Below are 19,278 nucleotides of genomic sequence, written 5' to 3'. Positions count from 1 at the left end.
TGTTATTTACATTGCTCAACTATATTTTGCAAAGTATACGAAATGGCTTGGTGTGTTTCAAAGAATCGTTTACCTTTACCTTTATTTACAAAGCATTGCAACACATTCGTTTGTAAATTATCGTATACTTGATCAATTTGCTGTACATGTATATACTTTGGCTTTTCTTCTTTAATCCACGTATAAGCTAGTTCTTTCCACTTCTTTAATTCCTCATCTACCATATCTACAAACGGTTTCATATCCTTATAAAAGTCGTATTCAGTTAGTTCTCTTTTTTTTACATTCGCTTCATTATTATACTGCATGAGTTTTTCTGAAGACTGTATTAATGCTTCATTCTTCATTTCTTTCCCACCTTATTATGCACTCACTACGACGGTTTGAAATGTCTTCACCCAATTCCCTTTTTCTTCGTGATGCACTAATTTATTTTCCATATGTTCAATATGCATTTCTGTTATTTCTATCTTATTACATATTTTTTCACTCGCATCCTTTAATGCATGATTCATTCTAATCCCTATATTCATTTCCAGCAAATCGAGAGAACTTAACATTTGATCCATTTTTTTCATTACATCTTCCTTCTGAACCATCGCCATATACAAAACGCCTCCTTCTTTGCTTTTCCTTTGTCATGTAATTTCGCCGAATGATTCACCACTCCTGCCCACATGACAAAACTAGTTGTTATTCGTCAAAGAAATCATTTCGTATGTCATTTATAGAAATGGTAACAATACAAAAAGGAGGTGTATTACCATGGCAAAGAACAAAAATGAAAAAAAGAAAAACCAAAACAAACAACAAAATAAACCCGAGACTGGCAATCCAAAGCTAGATGGCCCAAACTTCCCTGCTACATAAAGCGAGACTTTATTACGAACATTTAAATTTCAAATCATCCTTAATCTCCTACTAGCATTACGTTTTGAAATTAAAGTTGTAGCACGCATAGCAGGATTTTTTCAAATTAAGAAGTCCCGTCTTCAAAATGGAAGACGGGACTTCTTTTTTATTATATCATGAACTCATCGATCCTTTTAGCAAAACGGTTTACGATAGATAGCCTATAGATTTGTTCTCTCTTTCTTCTATACCATTCTGTTATATTAACTTCCCCTTTAGGTTCTTCAAGTACAAATAGCACATTCATTTTCATATTTGCACAAAACCAATCTCTCATTTTTATTTCTTCATGTAAAATAACAGGATAAATATCTCTAAGTGTTGGCGTATAAGACTTTCGAGTTTCCTTTGCGTAAACTTCATAATCTTCTCTAGACCCAGTATGTGTAGTTTGCAGTGCAAACTTATAAAACGAACCATTATAAATTGGATGAAACAATAACCATGCTAATTTTTTTCCTAGTTCTATACGCTTTTGTAACGTTTCAAATTGATAAACCGAAAACCCATACATTCTCCCTTCAATTGTTGGGAAGATAACTGCACTAATATGAAGTCTTTCTTGTACTTTAAAAAGTGCAGTATGGAATACATGTTTTTTAAAATATGTATTCTCAATGACTGGTTTTTGAATTTTATTTTGTTCATTTATAATAAGCGCTGTCATAAGTCTATTCGTATCTCTTCTTTCCCAGAAAAGTAACCATTCTTTTTCCATAAAAATTGATACGTTGAAGTATTGCAACAAATGAAAGAGAGGTGCATGTCTCTTCTTACTTTCCTCATACAATAATAGCTGAGGAAATGCATCTAAAAAAATAATCCAATTAGCCTGTTCGTACAGAAGAAATAAATGTTTTTTTACCGTTCTAGGTAAAACAGTAGCATAATATCTCCCTTCTAAATCAGTCATATTCCAGCCCGCATTTCTCGAAACCATACTCGCTAAAAAGGCCCACCTGATTTCACTATTTCTTAAATAATATTCTTGATAAGATTGTGTCCGAGAAATATTGTCCACATTAGCTATTTCTGTTTTCTTTTTAATATTGTGAATGATTGCTTTTTCTTCCTCTGTACAAAAATTTTTTTCTCGATTTTGTTTAATTTTCATATAATCATTCCATGTAAACATAAATAAGTCATCATACCTTTCATCAAAAAGGTCACATCTTTTTTCATTTTTTGATATAATCACCTTTGTAAGTAATTCTTAGCAAGTTGGGGGTGGACACACTATGACCATTCGTTACCCAAATGGAAAAAGGTATAATCAAGCTTCACAACCTCAAAAAACACCTATAAAAACACATACTTATAGTAATAGAGGTATGTCCCTTGAAGAGGAATTGAATGAAACAAATCAATATTACTTAACCCATAATATTGCATGTGTACATAAAAAGCCTACACCTCTTCAAATTGTAAAAGTAGATTACCCCGCTCGAAGTGCTGCAGTGGTAAAAGAAGCGTATTTTAAACAACCTTCTACAACAGATTACAACGGTGTATACAAAGGGAAATACATCGATTTTGAAGCAAAGGAAACCAAAAATAAAACTAGTTTCCCACTTCAAAACTTCCACCTTCATCAAATTGAACATATGAAGCAAGTCGTTGCTCATAATGGAATTGCATTTGTTATTATTAAATTTACACTTTTTGATGAATTTTATTTACTAGATGCAAAACATATTATTGCATTTTGGAATCGTCAAAATACTGGTGGACGCAAGTCGATTACGAAAGAAGAAATAGAAGAGCATGGATCCTTATTATCATGCGGTTATCACCCTCGGATTGACTATATCCGTGTACTAGACATGGTTTATTTTTCGTGATAGAGTCATCACTAAGGCTCTTTTTTCGACTTTTGGGGGAGAGAATGAAAGGTAGGAGAAAGTATAATGTCAGATAATTATCGTTCTCGTACAGAACGAAATCATGTGAAAAATCAAGAGAAAAAAACACATAAAGAAGAAAAACCAAAGAAAAAAGGCTCCTTTTTCAAGAAATTCCTTATAGGTTGTCTACTTCTTGGTATCGTTGGTCTTGTAGCCGGCGTTTCCGCTTTCTTTGTTATGGTAAAGGACGCTCCAAAATTAGACAAATCCAAACTTGTTAATCCTTTATCAACAAAGTTTCTCGATAAAAACGGAAATTTCTTCTATGAATACGGTGCTGAAAAACGAACACATGTTACTTATGATCAAATTCCAAAAGTAGTTGAAAATGCATTTCTTGCAACTGAGGATTCGCGTTTCTATGATCATAATGGAATTGATTTTAAACGAACTACAAAAGCAGTTATGGAAAATGTCACTGGTGGTTTCGGTTCCCAAGGTGGTAGTACGATTACACAGCAAGTCGTTAAAAACTACTTTCTAACGATGGACAAAACTGCTAAAAGAAAAGTGCAAGAATGGTACTTATCTTACAAATTAGAGCAACAATACTCTAAACATGAGATTTTAGAAATGTACTTAAATAAGATTAATTTAGGTAACCGTTCATACGGTATTGCGACAGCAGCGCAAAAATATTATGGTAAAGATTTAAAAGACTTGCAATTACATGAAGCTGCTATGCTCGCTGGTTTACCCCAAGGTCCAAACATTTATGATCCAACAAAAAAGGAAAATGTTGAACGAGCAACAAATCGTCGTAATGTCGTATTATCATTAATGAATCGACATGGTTATATAACAAAAGAAGAAATGAATAACGCCGTTAAGATTCCAGTAACTGAGGGCCTTCAACCGTCTTCAGAAGTAACTGAGATGAAGTATCAAGCATTTTTAGATGCAGTTGTAAAAGAAGTTGAAAAAGAATATCCTGATGTAAATATCGGTTCAGATGGTTTAACGATTCATACAACACTTGATCAAGATGCTCAAGATTACGCCGACAAAATTATGGATGGCAATCTTATTAAGTATCCGGACGATCAATTCCAAGGGTCATTCGTATTTATGGATACACAGTCTGGAGAAGTTCGAGCAATTGGTGCTGGACGTAAAGAAAGTAAGTCTACTTTCAAAGGTCATAATATGGCAACTGATTTAAAACGCCAAGTTGGTTCAACAATGAAACCAATTTTCGACTACGGTCCGGCAATTGAAAATTTACAATGGTCTACATACCATCAATTAAACGACTCAGAGTATACGTATTCCAATGGTAAGAAAATACAAAATGCAACAAAGAGTTACAAAGGTGACGTTTCACTACGTGAAGCTTTGAAAAAGTCATTAAACATTCCAGCTTTAAAGACAGCACAAACAGTTGGTCTTAATAAGTCAAAAGAATTTGCTGAAGGTTTAGGCATGACCTTTAAAGAAGGAAAAGTCTACGAATCAACAGCAATCGGTAGTAACGATAGTTCTCCATTAGAAGTAGCAGGTGCATATGCAACCTTTGGTAATAGTGGTAACTATAATAAACCACACTTCGTAAAAGAAGTAACCTTCCCGGACGGGAAAAAGAAAAGCTTTAAACCGAAAGAACATCGCGCAATGCAAGACTATACAGCTTATATGGTTACTGACGTTCTTCGTGACGTAGTAAAACCTGGTTCTGGTGGTACAGGTCCAACAGCATACGTTTCAGGTGTTGACGTAGCAGGTAAAACAGGAACACAAAACTTTGATGAATCAGTTCTTCAAAAATATGACATCCCAGCTGATGCAAACAGAGATAGCTGGTTTGCTGGATATACGCCACAATACACAATGGCTGTTTGGACCGGTTACGAAAAAGATGGTCCAAAAAATTATGTTAGCGATCGCTCCACTAGAATTGCACAGCAAATGTTCCAAGTAATGATGAGCAAATTCGCTACAGATAAATCACGCTTTGAACGTCCTTCTTCTGTACAAGAAATAAACGGAGAGTTATACGTAAAAGGTGCGAAAAAAGATGCAATTAAACAAATTAAAGTAGATGCTCCTAGTGGTCTGAATGTCACTTTTGATGGCGCTAGCACAGTTACACTAAACTGGTCTGGACCAGCAGAAGTTGATGCATATGCAGCCAGCTATAAAGCAACTGACGGTTCAAGTGGTAGCCTATCAATAAGTGGTACGACAGCTACTCTTGGTGGTATTAAACCAGGTGTTACTTACAGCTTCTCTGTAGTAGCGAAAAAAGGCACTGGAACAAGCCCAGCAGTTGGTGCATCCTTCACTGCGCCTGGCGGAACTCCAGATGCAAAAAAAGCTGAAGAAGAGGCTAAGAAAAAGGCCGATGAAGAAGCTAAGAAAAAAGCTGATGAGGAAGCCCAGAAAAAGGCTAATGAAGATAAAGTAAAACAAGACGAAGCTAAGAAAAAGGCTGAAGAAGAGGCTAAGAAACAACAAGAACAGCAACAGCAAGAACAACAACGTAAACAGCAAGAAGAAGCTCAAAAGAAAGCTGATGAGGAAGCTAGAAGGAAAGCTGAAGAAGAAGCTAAGAAAAAAGCTGAAGAAGAAGCTAAGAAGAAAGCTGAAGAAGAGGCCAAGAAAAAAGCTGAAGAAGAGGCTAAGAAACAACAAGAACAGCAACACCAAAATCCCGGAGGAGATACACCTCACGCAGACGGTGCTGTTGTTACAACAGAGTCCTAATATACAAAAAAGAAGTCCGTTTCTCTTAACGAGAAGCGGACTTCTTTTTTGTTATCATTTTCTTTACATACAGCTTTTCTATTTCGATATACAACTGCGCTAATTGAATATAAGAATGATAATTACTCGGTTTCTTTATAATGAATGAATATCTTTCCATAAAATTAACAGGTTGCACTTTTAATTTATTCGTATTTATTTGCATTTCATTCAAACTATGAACAGGTTGTTCATTTAGCCAATAGACAACCGATAACAAGTGAGCTGCAAAAAGAATCATTGGTCCCTCAGCCTCTTGCTTATTTCTATTTCGAAACAGTATAGCAATGTCTTCATGCTTATTTTTCCATACATTCAACATCACTGGAATGCTGTTTTCAATTTCCTTCCATGGCTCATACTGTCTTTCAATATCAAATATAAAGTAAGTATTTTGTATTATCTCTTCAAAAGAATTGTCTGTATGATACTTAATTAAATTTACACTTTCTTTAAAAAATGGTAAACAGTGAAATTCTTTCGGTATTTCTATAACTCGTTCCATCCTTTATTTCACCTTCATTCGCTTCTTTCCTTCACGACATACTTCTAACAGTCTGCATTCCTCACATTGCGGTCGTTGTGCTTTACAATGATAACGTCCAAAGAAAATCATACGATGATGTGTAACTCCCCACTCATCCATTGGTACTTTCTTCATTAATGTTTTTTCTACTTCTAACACAGAGTCTTTCCATCTACACATAGCTAATCGTTTACTCACTCGCTCCACATGTGTATCAACAGCAATTGCCGGAATTCCAAACGCTACGGAAACTACAACATTCGCTGTTTTCCTTCCTACACCTGGTAATTTCGTAAGTTCATCTCGATCGTTCGGTACTTCTCCATTATAGTCATCTAATAACATTCGGCATAATTTTTGAATGTTTTTTGCTTTATTTCTATACAATCCGATAGAGCGTATATCTTGTTGTAATTCTTCTAGAGAAACACTTAAATAATCTTCTGGTGTTTTATATTTTTGAAATAAATTTCTTGTCACTTTATTTACAAGTACATCCGTACATTGTGCAGATAACGCCACCGCGATTACAAGTTCAAATGGATTATCATGAACCAATTCACAATGTGCTTCTGGATACATATCCGCCATTGTGTCTAAACAATAACGGATTTGCGTTTTGTTAAGCATATTTTTCCTCCTATATTACTGCTCCAACCAATTATAAAAAGGCACTTTTCCAGTAAATTTCGTCTCTTGTTTTGTCATTTGTTGTGCCCTTTGTTGATTCGCTCTAAATTTTTGACCTTGATTTTGAGCCTGATCTACCGTTTTAATTCCATTCTTTTTCCACTCAAATAAAATACGATCAATATATCGGAAATTTAGTTTTCCACTCATTACAGCTTCTCTAAGAGCCGCTTGAATTAAATTTGGATGATGTTGATCTTGGTCCTCCCACATCCCTAACGTTTCACATTCGAACGGCGAAAGTGGTCTTCCAAATTCTTTTTCAAATACTGTATATAAATTTACTTGTAGCTGTTTTTTTTCTTTTTGCTCTTCCTCTATTGATTCATCCATTAAGAAATGTAATATTTTTTCCCATAACGGTTGTAAAGAATAACTTTCGCACATCATCGCTTCTGATCTTTGTCCACCTTCTAGTGATAAAAAACCTTTTTGAATCAACGCCTGAATTACTTCCATACATTTCATTTCCGTTATCGTCATCCGTTCAGAAATCTCTGAAGGAGTCGGAAACGAATTACCTGATTCTAAAAATGTGTGTACATGAAGTACAACCATAAATTCCGTCTCATTTAAACCTAATTTTTTATAATGCATCATAAGCAATTTTGGAATTGCAATGCTTCCCTGCTCAAACCACTGTAACATCATTTTCTTTTTCATCACCAAACACCTCGCTCTCTAGTATAACACACCTTTAGCTATTTCTTTTTGCCACAATCCGTCAAAAAAACCTCCCCATTAATAGGGAGGTTTTTTATATTACATGAATGAAATATAAAATTAAGCTTGCACTTTACTTTTCATAAATGTATGGATGCGCTCTAATGCTTTCTCTACTTGTTCAAGAGATGTCGCATATGATAAACGAACATTATTTGGAGCACCAAATCCTGTACCTGGTACAAGAGCCACTTTTTCCTCTTCTAATAGAGCTTTTGCCCAATCATCAACTGTTGCATATCCTGATAAAGCTACAGCTTCTTTTACGTTAGGGAATAAGTAAAATGCACCTTGCGGTTTAATACAAGTAAAGCCAGGAATTTGAATTAATTTATCATAAATGATGTTTAATCTCTCTTCAAAGGCTTGGCGCATTGTTTCCACAGGTTCTTGTGAGCCTGCGTATGCCGCAATTGCGCCGTATTGAGCGATTGAAGTAGGGTTTGACGTACTATGACTTGCTAAGTTCGTCATCGCTTTAATAAGTTGCTTATTTCCTGCAGCATATCCAATACGCCATCCTGTCATAGAATGAGATTTAGATACACCATTAATAATAAGTGTTTGTTCTTTTAATGCATTAGAAAGCTGGGCAATTGAAGTATATTCTACGCCACCATAAATTAATTTTTCATAAATTTCATCAGAAACGATTAAAATATCATGTTCTAAACATACTTCTCCAAGCTGTTGTAATTCTTCTTTGCTATAAATCATTCCTGTTGGATTGCTCGGTGAATTAATAATAACTGCTTTCGTTTTCTCTGTAATTGCCTCACGCAGCTGCTTTGCTGTAATTTTGTACTCATTGTCTTCTAAACCTTCTACATAAACCGGCTTACCGCCAGCAAGCTTTACTTGCTCTGGATAGCTTACCCAGTAAGGAGTTGGGATGATAACTTCATCTCCCTCATCAAGTAATACTTGGAATAATGTATATAATGCATGCTTTGCACCATTACATACAATAATTTCAGATGGATCATACGCAATACCTTGATCGCGAGTAAATTTCTTCACAATTTCTTGTTTTAACGATTGTAATCCACCTGTTGGTGTATACTTCGTATGCCCTTCTAACATCGCTTTATGTGCAGCATCCATAATATGCTCTGGTGTATTAAAGTCAGGTTCCCCTGCCCCTAATGCAATTACATCATGACCCTCTGCTTTTAATGCTTGTGCCTTTGCTGTAATTTCTAAAGTTGAAGACGGTGTTAAAGCAGCTACTCGCTTTGCTAATTTCATTTGTAGTTCCCCCTACATCTATTTTTCAATGCTATATCGTCTTAAAAATTTTCCATCTTTAAATTCAAGATAGTAATAACTATAACGATTGTCATCATCAATATATGTAACTTCCCATAGTGGTACATCATTTTCAAAGCCTAATTTCACTTTCATAATCTCTTTCGGCTTACTTTTTGATTCCTTACTTTCATTGCCGACTTGCTCTATTGTTCTTTGTATAGCCTCTTTTTCAGAAATACCTTCGCTCTTTTTCCTTACTACAGTATCCCCTTTTTTCTCAGGCACCCAAACGATAAGTTGTTCTCCCTTTTCATCTGTACCTTGCACGACTATATATGCAGATTTTCCGTTGTAATAATCAACAGATTTCACCTTTGTAAGCTTTGCTTTTTCTTTAGCAATTTCTACAAATTTCGACTCTTTTGGAATTTTCTTTCCCATCGCTTTATTATAAACATACGCCCCATATATTCCGCTAGCAACGATAACAATAATGATTGCAAAAATCCACTTTTTCATTGTATCACTACGTTCTGTAAATCGTAAATACAGCTGTTTCTTTATCTTTTTCGTCTAATGCTAGTCCGAACATGAGGTCCTGCTCTTTTAACGTACGATTTAAACTATCAACAATTTTATACAAATCCGACGAATATTTAATACGCGTCGTTGATAGTACTTCGATTTTCTTATCCATGAAAAAACTCCTCCGTTACACAAAAATTTCTAATTATAGAAGAACGCAATGCGGTTACAATAAGAGTACATTCTTTACAACCCCTGCTTCATCACCCATCTATTATAGCAGGACATGTACAGCAAAAAAAGGTTTCAAGTCGAAAACCAACACATTTTGTATACAAGAAGTAAGAAAAATAAAATTCCTCCTACCCACATTTTTTACGCCTGAAGTTTATAAGTACTTCAGGCGTATTTTTCTTCCATTTTTATTCATTTAATGGTTCTTCTAATTGTACTAACAATTCTTCTAATGGTCCTTCATAAAGAGGTACGTTAGGGATCGATTGTAGAAATCGTTTTCCATAGGAAGAACTCGTCAAACGACGATCTAACACTACTACCGTTCCTGTATCTGTATTCGTTCGAATTAAGCGGCCGAATCCTTGTTTGAAACGTAATATTGCTTGTGGGAGCGCTAATTTAGCGAATACATCTTCACCTTGATTTTTTAGCCACTCACCTTTCGCTTCCATCATCGGCTGATGAGGAGGTGTAAATGGTAGACGGACTATAACAAGACAACTTAAGGCATCTCCAGGAATATCTATTCCTTCCCAGAAACTGCTCGTCCCTAATAAAATTGATTTGTCGAACTCTTGAAACTTTCGAATTAAGCGGCTTCGACTTCTATTATTCACACTTTGGGTGAGTAATAAATAACCCTCTAATTCATCATTATTTTTTAAATTCGCATACGCTTCTTTTAACATTTCATACGAAGTGAATAAAACGAGCATTCTGCCTTTTGTGGCTTTTGCTATCTTTGCAATATGTTCCGATACAGATTCAATATATCGCTCATTACTTACTTGCTTAATAAAAGGTACATCCGTTGAAACCATTAATTTCATCTGTTCATCATAACGAAATGGTGACGGAACCTTTAAAGTATTTGGAGCGAAATCATGTAAACCAAGTTCCTCTTTTATATAATCAAACGTATCGTTAACTGTTAGTGTTGCGGATGTAAAAATAACACTCTTTTTTTCTGTTAAAAATTCATCAGCAAATCTTTCACCAATATGGACAGGCTGTGCGTATAGAACTGTTGAATGAATCGTCCCTTTCGTTTCAGTCTCCATCCAAGTTACATACGAATTCTTTTCTAATACGAGTAACTGTAATGATTCTGCCATCTTTCTCAGCAACTCAATTAAATGCATAAATTCACCTGTTACAACATGCATCTCCCATTCTAACTTACTTTGCAATATATCCACTTGCTTCTCAAGAGCAGTTACTACCCTTCTTAATTCATATATAAAACGATTTGTTAATTCGACGATACTATCCCACAACTTACCTTTTTCTAGTTCTGCGTTATACCTATAGATGAGCGGCATATTATTCGTTCCTTGCTCTTGCTTTGTTTGTTTAAATATAAAAGTACGTAACATTTGGAAGAGTTCATCCGCATCAAACTTAAGTTCCTTCAAACTATAACTTATCATACGGAAAGTTGAACGAGATGCTTGCTCTGATTTTTTCATCATTTTATATACTTTGGAGAGTACATCTTCTGTTTCTAGCGTCCCAAGACGAGATATAACCAATTGAAAATACATACAAGAGAACTGTTCACCCAATGTTCTACTCGCAGCTTCTTCAATATGGTGAGCTTCATCAAAAATAATATGTTCGCATGAAGCAAACAACGGTTCTTCACTTGAAAAATCTTGAAATAATAACGCATGATTTGTAATAACGATATCTGCAAATAAAGCTTTATTCTTCGCTCGCTGATAAAAACAACGACTAAACCAATTACTTTGCATACCACCTGGACTATAGGCATCGCTACAAATACGATTCCAAAGTAACTTTCCGCCCTCAGGAATATTTAATTCGTCTCGATCACCTGTTTCAGTTTGCAATAGCCAAACTAAAATCTTCGCCTTCGTAAGTGCCATATCATAATTTTTTTCTTCCTCTTGCAAAGCATACTCAAATTTATGTAAGCATAAATAATGCTTTCTTCCTTTTAGAAGAGCTGCCTCAAATGAAAATGGCATTATTTTTTGTAATAACGGAATTTCTTTTTCTAATATTTGTTGTTGGAGTTGTACCGTTTGTGTACTTATAATGACAGGTTCTTCTTTTCTCTTTGCAAAATAAAGACTAGGAAGCAAATAAGCAAGAGTCTTTCCTGTTCCTGTACCCGCTTCAATTAGTGAAAAACGAGAATCTCTTAACGCCGTATATATCTCTTTCATCATCAGTTGTTGACTTTCTCTTCTTTCAAACTTTGGCATATGTGATTCCAATTTATCCATCGTTTTATTCAAGAAAGCATCAAACTTTGATGAACACGTTTCTCCAAGGTTTAAGGAATAGTTCCGCTTTTTCAGCGCAATATTTCGATGTATTTCATACTCCGCTATATCTTCTTTACCGTGCATTACTTTCTTTAAAATATTTTCAGAAAGCACATCAGCTATATCGCTTTGGAACACATCACTTAATTCATAAAGCGATTGCAACGTGACAAGTGGTAACTTTTCAATTTCATTTAAAAATTGTAAAAATAATTCCGCTGTTGCAAGAGCATCACTATCCGCACGATGTGGTTGATCGTGCTCTAGTTCATGCTTCTTAGCTAAATCACGTAATTTATAACTATCGGCTGTCGGCAAAAGAATTTGAGCCAATTCAACCGTGTCGATTTTCGGACAATGTATTTCTGTATATCCAGCTTGCCTTAATTCTTCATTTAAAAAATTCCAATCAAAGTGAACATTATGCGCAACGAAAGCCGCACCTTGTAATAGCTCAACAATCATCGGGGCTACATCTTGAAATAACGGGGCTTGTTTTACAAGACTTTCATCAATCCCTGTTAATTCTGTAATAAATGGTGGGATCTCTCTCTTTGGGTTAACAAAAGACGAAAAAATCTCCAATATCTCTCCATCTTCTACTACAACAGCTGCAATTTGGGTAATTTTATCCTTCCCATCTTTCCAGGAGTTCCCTGTCGTCTCTAAATCAACAACGACATAACGCTTACTCATATATGTAACACCTCAATTTCTTACCTTTCAAACAACAATAATTTATATAATGTTACTATACCACGTTTTATCTCATCTTAATGAAAAGATGCACAAAAAAGCTATCTCCGCAATGGAGATAGCCTTTCTACTTATAATATCGTACCCGCTTTTTCAGCACCTAACATTTCAATAATTTGATTATTATCGTCTAATACTGCAATTTTTGGTTCTTGTTTATGAATCTCTTCTTCCGTAACTAGCCCATAACAAATAATAATTACTTTGTCCCCTGGTTGTACAAGCCTTGCCGCAGCACCGTTTAAACAAACAACACCACTACCGCGTTCCCCTTTAATAACGTATGTCTCTAAGCGAGCACCATTATTATTATTTACAATTTGGACTTTTTCGTTTTCTACAATATTTACTGCATCCATTAAGTCTTCATCAATTGTAATACTACCTACATAATTTAAATTTGCCTCCGTTACAGTTGCACGATGTAACTTTGCTCTCATCATTGTGCGAAACATAGATGCTCCCCCTTATTTAACTGTTAATGTTATATTGTCAATTAATCTTACATTTTCAAACTTAACTGCAATAGCTAAAATGATTCTTCCTTTGACTTTCTCTACCATTGTTAATGACGGATATGCATATAAATCTGCATAATCTACAGTGCCTTTCGTATGCGTCTCAATATACTCTTTCACAAGATTTGTAATGATTTCGGGATTACGTTCACCTGCCTCAATTCTTTCTTTCGCTATACATAGGCTGCGGTATAAATGAAGAGCTTCTTCACGTTCATCTTGTGATAGGTACACGTTACGAGAACTTTTCGCTAAACCATCTTCTTCCCTTACAATATCAACTGGTACGATTGTAACTGGAATATTGAAATCAGTTACAAACCCTTCAATTACTGCAACTTGTTGAGCATCTTTCATACCGAAATAAGCACGCTTTGGCAGCGTAATATTAAATAGTTTCATTAGTACAGTTGCAACACCAGCAAAATGACCAGGTCTTTGTTGACCGCATAATACGTCCGTGCGCTTCACAACTTCTACCGTTGTTGTTTGTTCTGCTGGATACATTTCTTCTACACTCGGATAAAATAAATAATCTACACCGTTTTCTTTTGCTACATTTTCATCTCTATCAATATCACGAGGATATCGATCTAAATCTTCATTTGGGCCAAATTGTAGTGGGTTTACAAATACACTTAAAACTACAGTTTCATTTTCTTCTCTTGCCTTACGTAATAAAGTAGCATGGCCTTCATGTAAATAACCCATTGTTGGAACAAAACCAATACTCTTTCCACTTGCACGAAGTTCGCTCGTAATTTGCTGCATCTCTTGCACTGTAGTTACGATTTTCATTATTGTTTTCCTCCATATAACGCTAAGCATTCTTCCTCTTTCATTGTGAACGAATGTTTTTCTTCAGGAAATTGCCTTGTCTTTACTTCAGTAACATATTGTGAAATCCCACGCACAATCTCCTCTTGAACAGACGTATATTGCTTCACAAATTTCGGAACACGATTTACGCCGTATGAGATAAGATCATGATAAACAAGCACTTGCCCATCTACTTTTTGTCCTGCGCCAATCCCAATTGTCGGTATTGTTAGTTGCTCTGAAATAAGTTCTGCTAACTGCATTGGTACACATTCTAACACAAGCGCTATTGCACCAGCTTCTTCACATTTCTTTGCATCTTCTATTAATTTTTTTGCACTCTCCGCATCTTTTCCTTGCACTTTATATCCACCCAACACTCCTACAGATTGAGGGGTTAAACCTAAATGCGCTACAACAGGAATTCCTGCGTTCGTCAAATATTGAATCGTCGATATAACTTCTCCAGCACCTTCTACCTTCAGTGCGTGTGCCCCGCTCTCTTGAACGATGCGGCGTGCATTCACCATCGTTTCTTGTAATGATACGTGATACGACATAAATGGCATATCAGTTACAATAAACGTCTCTTTCGCTCCGCGGCGTACAGCTTTCGTATGATGAATCATATCCTCTACTGTTACAGGTACTGTTGAATCGTATCCGAGTACAACCATTCCAAGAGAATCTCCAACTAGAATCATATCAACTTCAGCTTCTTCTGCTAATTTAGCAGATGGATAATCATACGCCGTTAGCATTGTAATCGGCTCACCTTGCTCTTTCATCTTCAAAAAATCTGTTTTTGTTTTCAAAAACTACTCCTCCTTTATGCAGGAGAGAGGAGATGGCCGAAATCATATAAAAAAACCCCTCTGGCCATAAAAGGGCAGAAGGGTTGTGTGTTAGTCGGCATTATTCATCCCTCTGTCCCAGTCCGTTATTGGATCAAGGCAGAATCCAAGTTATTATTTTTCGTATGACTTCGAATCATGGTGCAGTTCGCTCTGATACTGCCCACATTCGAACTAATTATAGCAAACTACAAAAAGGAATTACTACATTTTTTCGAAAAAATAATTTTTTATTCTTATTACGGTATATGAAATTTAACACGAGAGTATATATGCTATACAGTTTTTATGGATAATTCAATCCTGAAAAGATACATGTTTTTTCAACGCATGTTAAAAAAGTCCAAGTTGATTTTTTCTGTAATCAATTTAACTATATAGTATAACTCTTAAACTAATGATGCAGGTTAATTGAGGAAAGTACTTAACAAAGGAGAATTGCAGATGAAAAGAATTTATTATCATGTTACAAATTCAACTCAAAACTATTGAAATAAAAAGAAGTTCCAAAAGAGGAACTTCTTTTACTTAATTTCGATATCTGCAGAATGAATATGATGTACTTTCCCCTCATGATCCTCCAGAAGTAATACACCATCCTCTGTGATTCCTTTTGCTAACCCCGTAATTGTCTCTCTCATCGTTCGAGCGGTAATTTCTTTCCCGATGCTCACAGCGTAACTTTCCCAAAGAATTTTAATGACAGAGAAACCATTTTGTAAATATTCTTCATATAATTTTTCTAGTTGTAAATAGATTTGTTGCATAAGTTCTGCACGAACAATCGGCTTACCTGATTCAATCGCTAATGAAGTAGCGATGTGCTGAATTTCTTCATCAAAATGTTCTTGCTTTTGATTCGCATTAATACCGATGCCCATAATGACAGCATTAATTTTATCAGGATCCGCTTGCATTTCTGTTAATATACCTACAGCCTTTTTACCTTGAATTAAAATATCATTTGGCCATTTTATTCCTACGTTTACACCTGTACATTTTTCAATTGCCTGTGCAACACTAACAGCCGCTAACAAAGTAAGTTGCGGTGCATGATGAACTGGGATTGACGGGCGTAAAATAATACTCATCCAAATCCCTGTTCCTTTTGGTGAATGCCATTTTCTGCTTAAACGACCTCTTCCCGCTGTTTGTTCTTCTGCTACAACGACAGTTCCTTCTTCTGCACCTTCATAAGCAAGTTTTGCTGCAATGTGCTGCGTTGATTCAACAGTTTCTTCAAAATACACTGTTCTACCAATCCGCTTCGTTTGTAGCCCTAACTGAATTTCATTAGCAGTCACTTTGTCTGGCTTACTTGCAATTCGGTAACCTAATCGGCGCACAGCTTCAAGTTCATATCCCTCACTCCGCAGATCCTCCATATGTTTCCACACAGCAGTTCTTGAACAACCAAGTTTATCACTAATTGTTTGGCCGGATACAAACTCGCCATCCGCTTCAGAAAAAACTTGCAATAACTGCTTTCTTATAGTAGATTGCATGCTTGCAGCCACTCCCTTATACGCTCTTTCTCATTAACTACGTTTCCTTGTACGATTGCTTCTTCGATTTTCTGAAGCATTTCAGCAACCCACGGACCAGGCTTTTTGTTTGCCCAGTTTAATAAATCATTACCAGTCACATTCATTTCTTGACGTTCCTGGATTGGCAATGCATGAAACATTAATTGTACTCGTTCAACAGATGTAGGGTCATAGCTTTCAATCATCGCTTCATATACTCTCTCTGCCATTTCAGCGATATGAATTCCCGTTTTATAAAGAAGGACTGTATCCCAATCCTTCTCCTTTCTAGTACGAATTGCCAATAAAACTGCAACAATATCTTTTATTTTTTTATTCGAAAACTTCCATTGACGTAAAAAGACAGATGGATGTTCTTCTCCGATACAATATAAGAAAAATGCCCACGCCTCAATATCCGTTTCGAAAGAATCCCATTTATACTGCGTAGCTTTTAACAGTCTCTCTTCTGACATTTGTAAATATGGCAAATGAGAAAATAGCTTCGTCTCTACTAATTCTTTGAGACCTTTCACACAATATGTACCAGTTAACAGTTTCTCAAACTCTACTGTAATACGCTCAATTGCTATATGTTCTAGCAAATGCCCATGCGTTTCAATCGCTTGCTTCGTTTTCATTTCTAATGAAAAACCTAACGTGCTTACAAACCGAATACCACGCATCATTCGCAGGGCATCTTCTTGAAAACGATCCGCAGCATTTCCAACTGTCACAATTTCTCTCTGTTGAATGGCTTCCTGTCCAGCAAATAAATCAACCATTTTGCCTTCTTCTGTCATAGCAATTGCATTCATCGTGAAATCACGACGTTTTAAATCCTCTTCTAATGAACGAACAAATTGAACACTACTAGGTCTTCGAAAATCTTCATATTCGCTTTCTGTTCGAAAAGTAGTTACCTCATAAGGCTCACCATTTTCTACAACAATTACAGTTCCATGCTCAAGACCAACAGGAACATTTCTTGGGAATATAGCCATCACTTCTTCTGGTAGAGCAGATGTCGCAATATCAATATCTCCAATCGGCCTATCGATAATAAGATCTCGTACGCTCCCACCAACAAAGTAAGCCTCATGTCCTTGTTGCTTTAATGTCTCAATAATAGAACTAGCTTTTTTAAATCTTTCCATTTTTGTCATCCCTTAGTACGTCATAGTAAATCGTTTCATATTGTGAAACAATTTTTTCTGAGCGAAATTGCTCATAAACACTTTCTCTTGCTCGTTCTCCCATATTACGGTGAAGTTCCTCGTCCTTTAATAGCTGAATAGCTTGATTTGCCACTCCTGTTGTATCGCCAACTTCACATAAATATCCTGTTTCCCCGTGTTGAATAACCTCTGGAATACCTCCAACCCGCGTTCCGATACAAGGTACACCACACGCCATTGCTTCTAATAAAACAAGACCAAAACTTTCCTTCTCTGATAGAAGCAACATTAAATCACTCATCGCAAGTAGTTCTGCAACATTATCTTGCTTCCCTAGGAATAAAACGCGATCTTCAATATGTAAATTCTTCACTATCTGTAAAATCGTACAGAATTCTGGTCCGTCTCCAACAAGAAGCAACTTCGCATCTACTTCTTTAACAATTTTAGCAAATGCCTGAACAACATCCTGCACACGTTTCACTTTACGGAAATTCGAAATATGAATAAGTACTTTTTCACTCTCACTTATACCGTATTCTTTCTTTAATTGAGACATATTACGCTTGAAATATACACGTTCGTCTATAAAGTTATATACCGTTTGAATTTCTTTACTTGGTTTTACAAGCTCATGTGTTTCGTTAATTAATGAATGCGAGACAGCAGTGACAACATCCGATTGCTCAATACCAAAACGAATTAAATTATTTAACGAAGGGTCGGAACCTAACACAGTAATATCTGTTCCATGTAAGGTTGTAACAATTTTAATACGCTCTCCGATCATTTGTTTTGCTAAATATGCACAAATTGCATGTGGTATTGCGTAATGCACATGTAAAATGTCTAAGTTTTCTCTTTGTGCAACCTCGGCCATTTTACTTGCTAACGCTAAATCGTATGGTGGATATTGAAATACAGAGTATTGATTTACCGTCACTTCATGAAAATAAATGTTTGGATATACTTTATTTAACCGGAATGGTAAACCCGATGTAATAAAGTGAATTTCATGCCCACGTTCCGCCAATTGCTTTCCTAATTCTGTTCCAACAACTCCAGAACCACCTACAGAAGGATAACATGTAATACCTATTTTTAATTTCATTTACATCCCCCTAATAAATCAGCATGTAATAAAACCGGTTTCTTACTCATAAATCCCTCGGCATACAAGACTCCAACTTCTTTTCCAAACATCTTCTCACGAGCGATTACAGTTTCAACGTAACCTTCTGTTAACGGTGTCTTAACACCATCGCTCCCTGTTGAAAACTGACTTTCATACGCTTCTAATGCTTCCACCTTTATAGAGAGGTACTCACTTATATCTATACAAAAATTCGGTTTATGAAAACCATTAATCATATAATTATAAAAAGACTCCACACGATGTGGTGAAAGTTCCGGCATATATTTACGGATTCCTGCTGAAAAAATAGCCTCTTCCACAAGCTTTGCACAATTTGCATGATCTGGATGGCGATCTTCATAGTACGGTGCAAAAACTAGTTTTGGTTTATATGTACGGATCACCTTGACAATTTCACGTATATACTCTTCTTTCATATACAAACCACGGTCTGGCATCGCTAAATTCAGCCTCGTTTTTACTCCCATTATACGAGCTGCAACCTTCGCTTCTTCTTTTCTCAACTCTATCGTTCCATTTGAAGAAAGATCAGCTTCTGTTAAATCACAAATACCTACTTCATACCCTTGCTTTGTATATTTAGCGATGGTACCAGCCATGCCGATTTCAACATCATCGGCATGAGCACCAAACGCTAATATATGTAATCCACTCATAATTGTTCCCC

20 protein-coding genes are annotated in these 19,278 nt (G+C 35.9%); 3 read left to right on the top strand and 17 right to left on the bottom strand.

The features are described from left to right. Positions 1-2: 2 nt before the first annotated feature. Together BHV55_RS08170 and BHV55_RS08165 are read right to left on the bottom strand one after the other, a co-directional pair. Entirely contained in the window at positions 3-347 is a 345-nt protein-coding gene (locus tag BHV55_RS08170; protein ID WP_000786940.1) for a YppE family protein, read from the bottom strand. 15 nt (positions 348-362) lie between these two features. Then, positions 363-605 (bottom strand): hypothetical protein, encoded by a 243-nt coding sequence (locus BHV55_RS08165; protein ID WP_070757132.1) that lies wholly within the window; start codon positions 603-605, stop codon positions 363-365. A gap of 85 nt (positions 606-690) precedes the next feature. Between BHV55_RS08165 and BHV55_RS27730 the strand changes: the two genes are divergently transcribed. Continuing rightward, a complete protein-coding gene (locus BHV55_RS27730) occupies positions 691-870 on the top strand; it encodes a hypothetical protein (protein ID WP_001987054.1) in 180 nt (59 codons plus the stop codon). Between the two features lie 151 nt (positions 871-1,021). On the opposite strand, the gene BHV55_RS08160 is transcribed toward BHV55_RS27730, so the two are convergent. Then, positions 1,022-2,047, bottom strand: coding sequence for a DUF2515 domain-containing protein (locus BHV55_RS08160; protein ID WP_000495656.1), 1,026 nt, complete (start codon positions 2,045-2,047; stop codon positions 1,022-1,024). Positions 2,048-2,150: 103 nt separating this feature from the next. Here BHV55_RS08160 and recU point away from each other — a divergent pair, with 103 nt between their 5' ends. Both recU and BHV55_RS08150 read left to right on the top strand, forming a co-directional pair. Further along, positions 2,151-2,753, top strand: a complete 603-nt coding sequence (recU, locus tag BHV55_RS08155; protein ID WP_000155598.1) for a Holliday junction resolvase RecU — start codon at positions 2,151-2,153, stop codon at positions 2,751-2,753. A gap of 66 nt (positions 2,754-2,819) precedes the next feature. Further along, complete coding sequence (locus BHV55_RS08150; RefSeq protein ID WP_001283099.1) at positions 2,820-5,519, top strand: PBP1A family penicillin-binding protein; 2,700 nt, start codon at positions 2,820-2,822, stop codon at positions 5,517-5,519. 25 nt (positions 5,520-5,544) lie between these two features. Here BHV55_RS08150 and BHV55_RS08145 read toward each other — a convergent pair whose 3' ends face one another. The 14 genes from BHV55_RS08145 to bshB1 form a co-directional block, all read right to left on the bottom strand. Beyond that, complete coding sequence (locus BHV55_RS08145; protein WP_000442652.1) at positions 5,545-6,063, bottom strand: YpoC family protein; 519 nt, start codon at positions 6,061-6,063, stop codon at positions 5,545-5,547. 3 nt (positions 6,064-6,066) lie between these two features. Then, on the bottom strand, positions 6,067-6,714 hold the full coding sequence (gene nth / locus BHV55_RS08140; RefSeq protein WP_000933034.1) for an endonuclease III: 648 nt from the start codon (positions 6,712-6,714) through the stop codon (positions 6,067-6,069). A 15-nt stretch (positions 6,715-6,729) separates the two neighbouring features. Next, a complete protein-coding gene (dnaD, locus tag BHV55_RS08135; RefSeq protein ID WP_000728542.1) occupies positions 6,730-7,437 on the bottom strand; it encodes a DNA replication protein DnaD in 708 nt (235 codons plus the stop codon). Positions 7,438-7,557: 120 nt separating this feature from the next. After that, positions 7,558-8,745 carry an aspartate transaminase AspB gene (gene aspB, locus BHV55_RS08130; protein ID WP_000761560.1) on the bottom strand — a complete coding sequence of 396 codons (1,188 nt, stop codon included), beginning with the start codon at positions 8,743-8,745 and terminating at the stop codon, positions 7,558-7,560. 18 nt (positions 8,746-8,763) lie between these two features. Continuing rightward, positions 8,764-9,267, bottom strand: a complete 504-nt coding sequence (locus BHV55_RS08125) for a cell wall elongation regulator TseB-like domain-containing protein (RefSeq protein WP_000758739.1) — start codon at positions 9,265-9,267, stop codon at positions 8,764-8,766. Positions 9,268-9,274: 7 nt separating this feature from the next. Beyond that, positions 9,275-9,445 (bottom strand): YpmA family protein, encoded by a 171-nt coding sequence (locus BHV55_RS08120; protein WP_000358352.1) that lies wholly within the window; start codon positions 9,443-9,445, stop codon positions 9,275-9,277. A 250-nt stretch (positions 9,446-9,695) separates the two neighbouring features. Next, positions 9,696-12,500, bottom strand: coding sequence for an ATP-dependent DNA helicase DinG (gene dinG / locus BHV55_RS08115; RefSeq protein WP_000044955.1), 2,805 nt, complete (start codon positions 12,498-12,500; stop codon positions 9,696-9,698). 131 nt (positions 12,501-12,631) lie between these two features. Continuing rightward, positions 12,632-13,015, bottom strand: coding sequence for an aspartate 1-decarboxylase (panD, locus tag BHV55_RS08110; protein ID WP_000490182.1), 384 nt, complete (start codon positions 13,013-13,015; stop codon positions 12,632-12,634). A 12-nt stretch (positions 13,016-13,027) separates the two neighbouring features. Further along, positions 13,028-13,876 (bottom strand): pantoate--beta-alanine ligase, encoded by an 849-nt coding sequence (gene panC / locus BHV55_RS08105; protein ID WP_000707027.1) that lies wholly within the window; start codon positions 13,874-13,876, stop codon positions 13,028-13,030. After that, complete coding sequence (gene panB, locus BHV55_RS08100; protein WP_000851108.1) at positions 13,876-14,712, bottom strand: 3-methyl-2-oxobutanoate hydroxymethyltransferase; 837 nt, start codon at positions 14,710-14,712, stop codon at positions 13,876-13,878. The genes panC and panB overlap by 1 nt, the downstream gene beginning before the upstream one ends. 563 nt (positions 14,713-15,275) lie before the next feature. Beyond that, a complete protein-coding gene (locus BHV55_RS08095; RefSeq protein ID WP_001192063.1) occupies positions 15,276-16,256 on the bottom strand; it encodes a biotin--[acetyl-CoA-carboxylase] ligase in 981 nt (326 codons plus the stop codon). After that, a complete protein-coding gene (locus BHV55_RS08090; protein WP_000439315.1) occupies positions 16,241-17,434 on the bottom strand; it encodes a CCA tRNA nucleotidyltransferase in 1,194 nt (397 codons plus the stop codon). Before BHV55_RS08090 ends, BHV55_RS08095 begins: the two co-directional genes overlap by 16 nt. After that, positions 17,421-18,566 (bottom strand): N-acetyl-alpha-D-glucosaminyl L-malate synthase BshA, encoded by a 1,146-nt coding sequence (bshA, locus tag BHV55_RS08085; protein WP_000768305.1) that lies wholly within the window; start codon positions 18,564-18,566, stop codon positions 17,421-17,423. The genes BHV55_RS08090 and bshA overlap by 14 nt, the downstream gene beginning before the upstream one ends. After that, positions 18,563-19,267, bottom strand: coding sequence for a bacillithiol biosynthesis deacetylase BshB1 (gene bshB1 / locus BHV55_RS08080; RefSeq protein ID WP_000015673.1), 705 nt, complete (start codon positions 19,265-19,267; stop codon positions 18,563-18,565). The genes bshA and bshB1 overlap by 4 nt, the downstream gene beginning before the upstream one ends. Positions 19,268-19,278 lie beyond the last annotated feature (11 nt).

The organism is Bacillus sp. RZ2MS9 (assembly GCF_001816185.2).
In the GTDB taxonomy this organism is placed as follows: Bacteria; Bacillota; Bacilli; order Bacillales; family Bacillaceae_G; genus Bacillus_A; species Bacillus_A cereus.
Note: the sequence above shows the minus strand (reverse complement) of the source record. Positions and strands in the feature narration are given on the sequence as shown.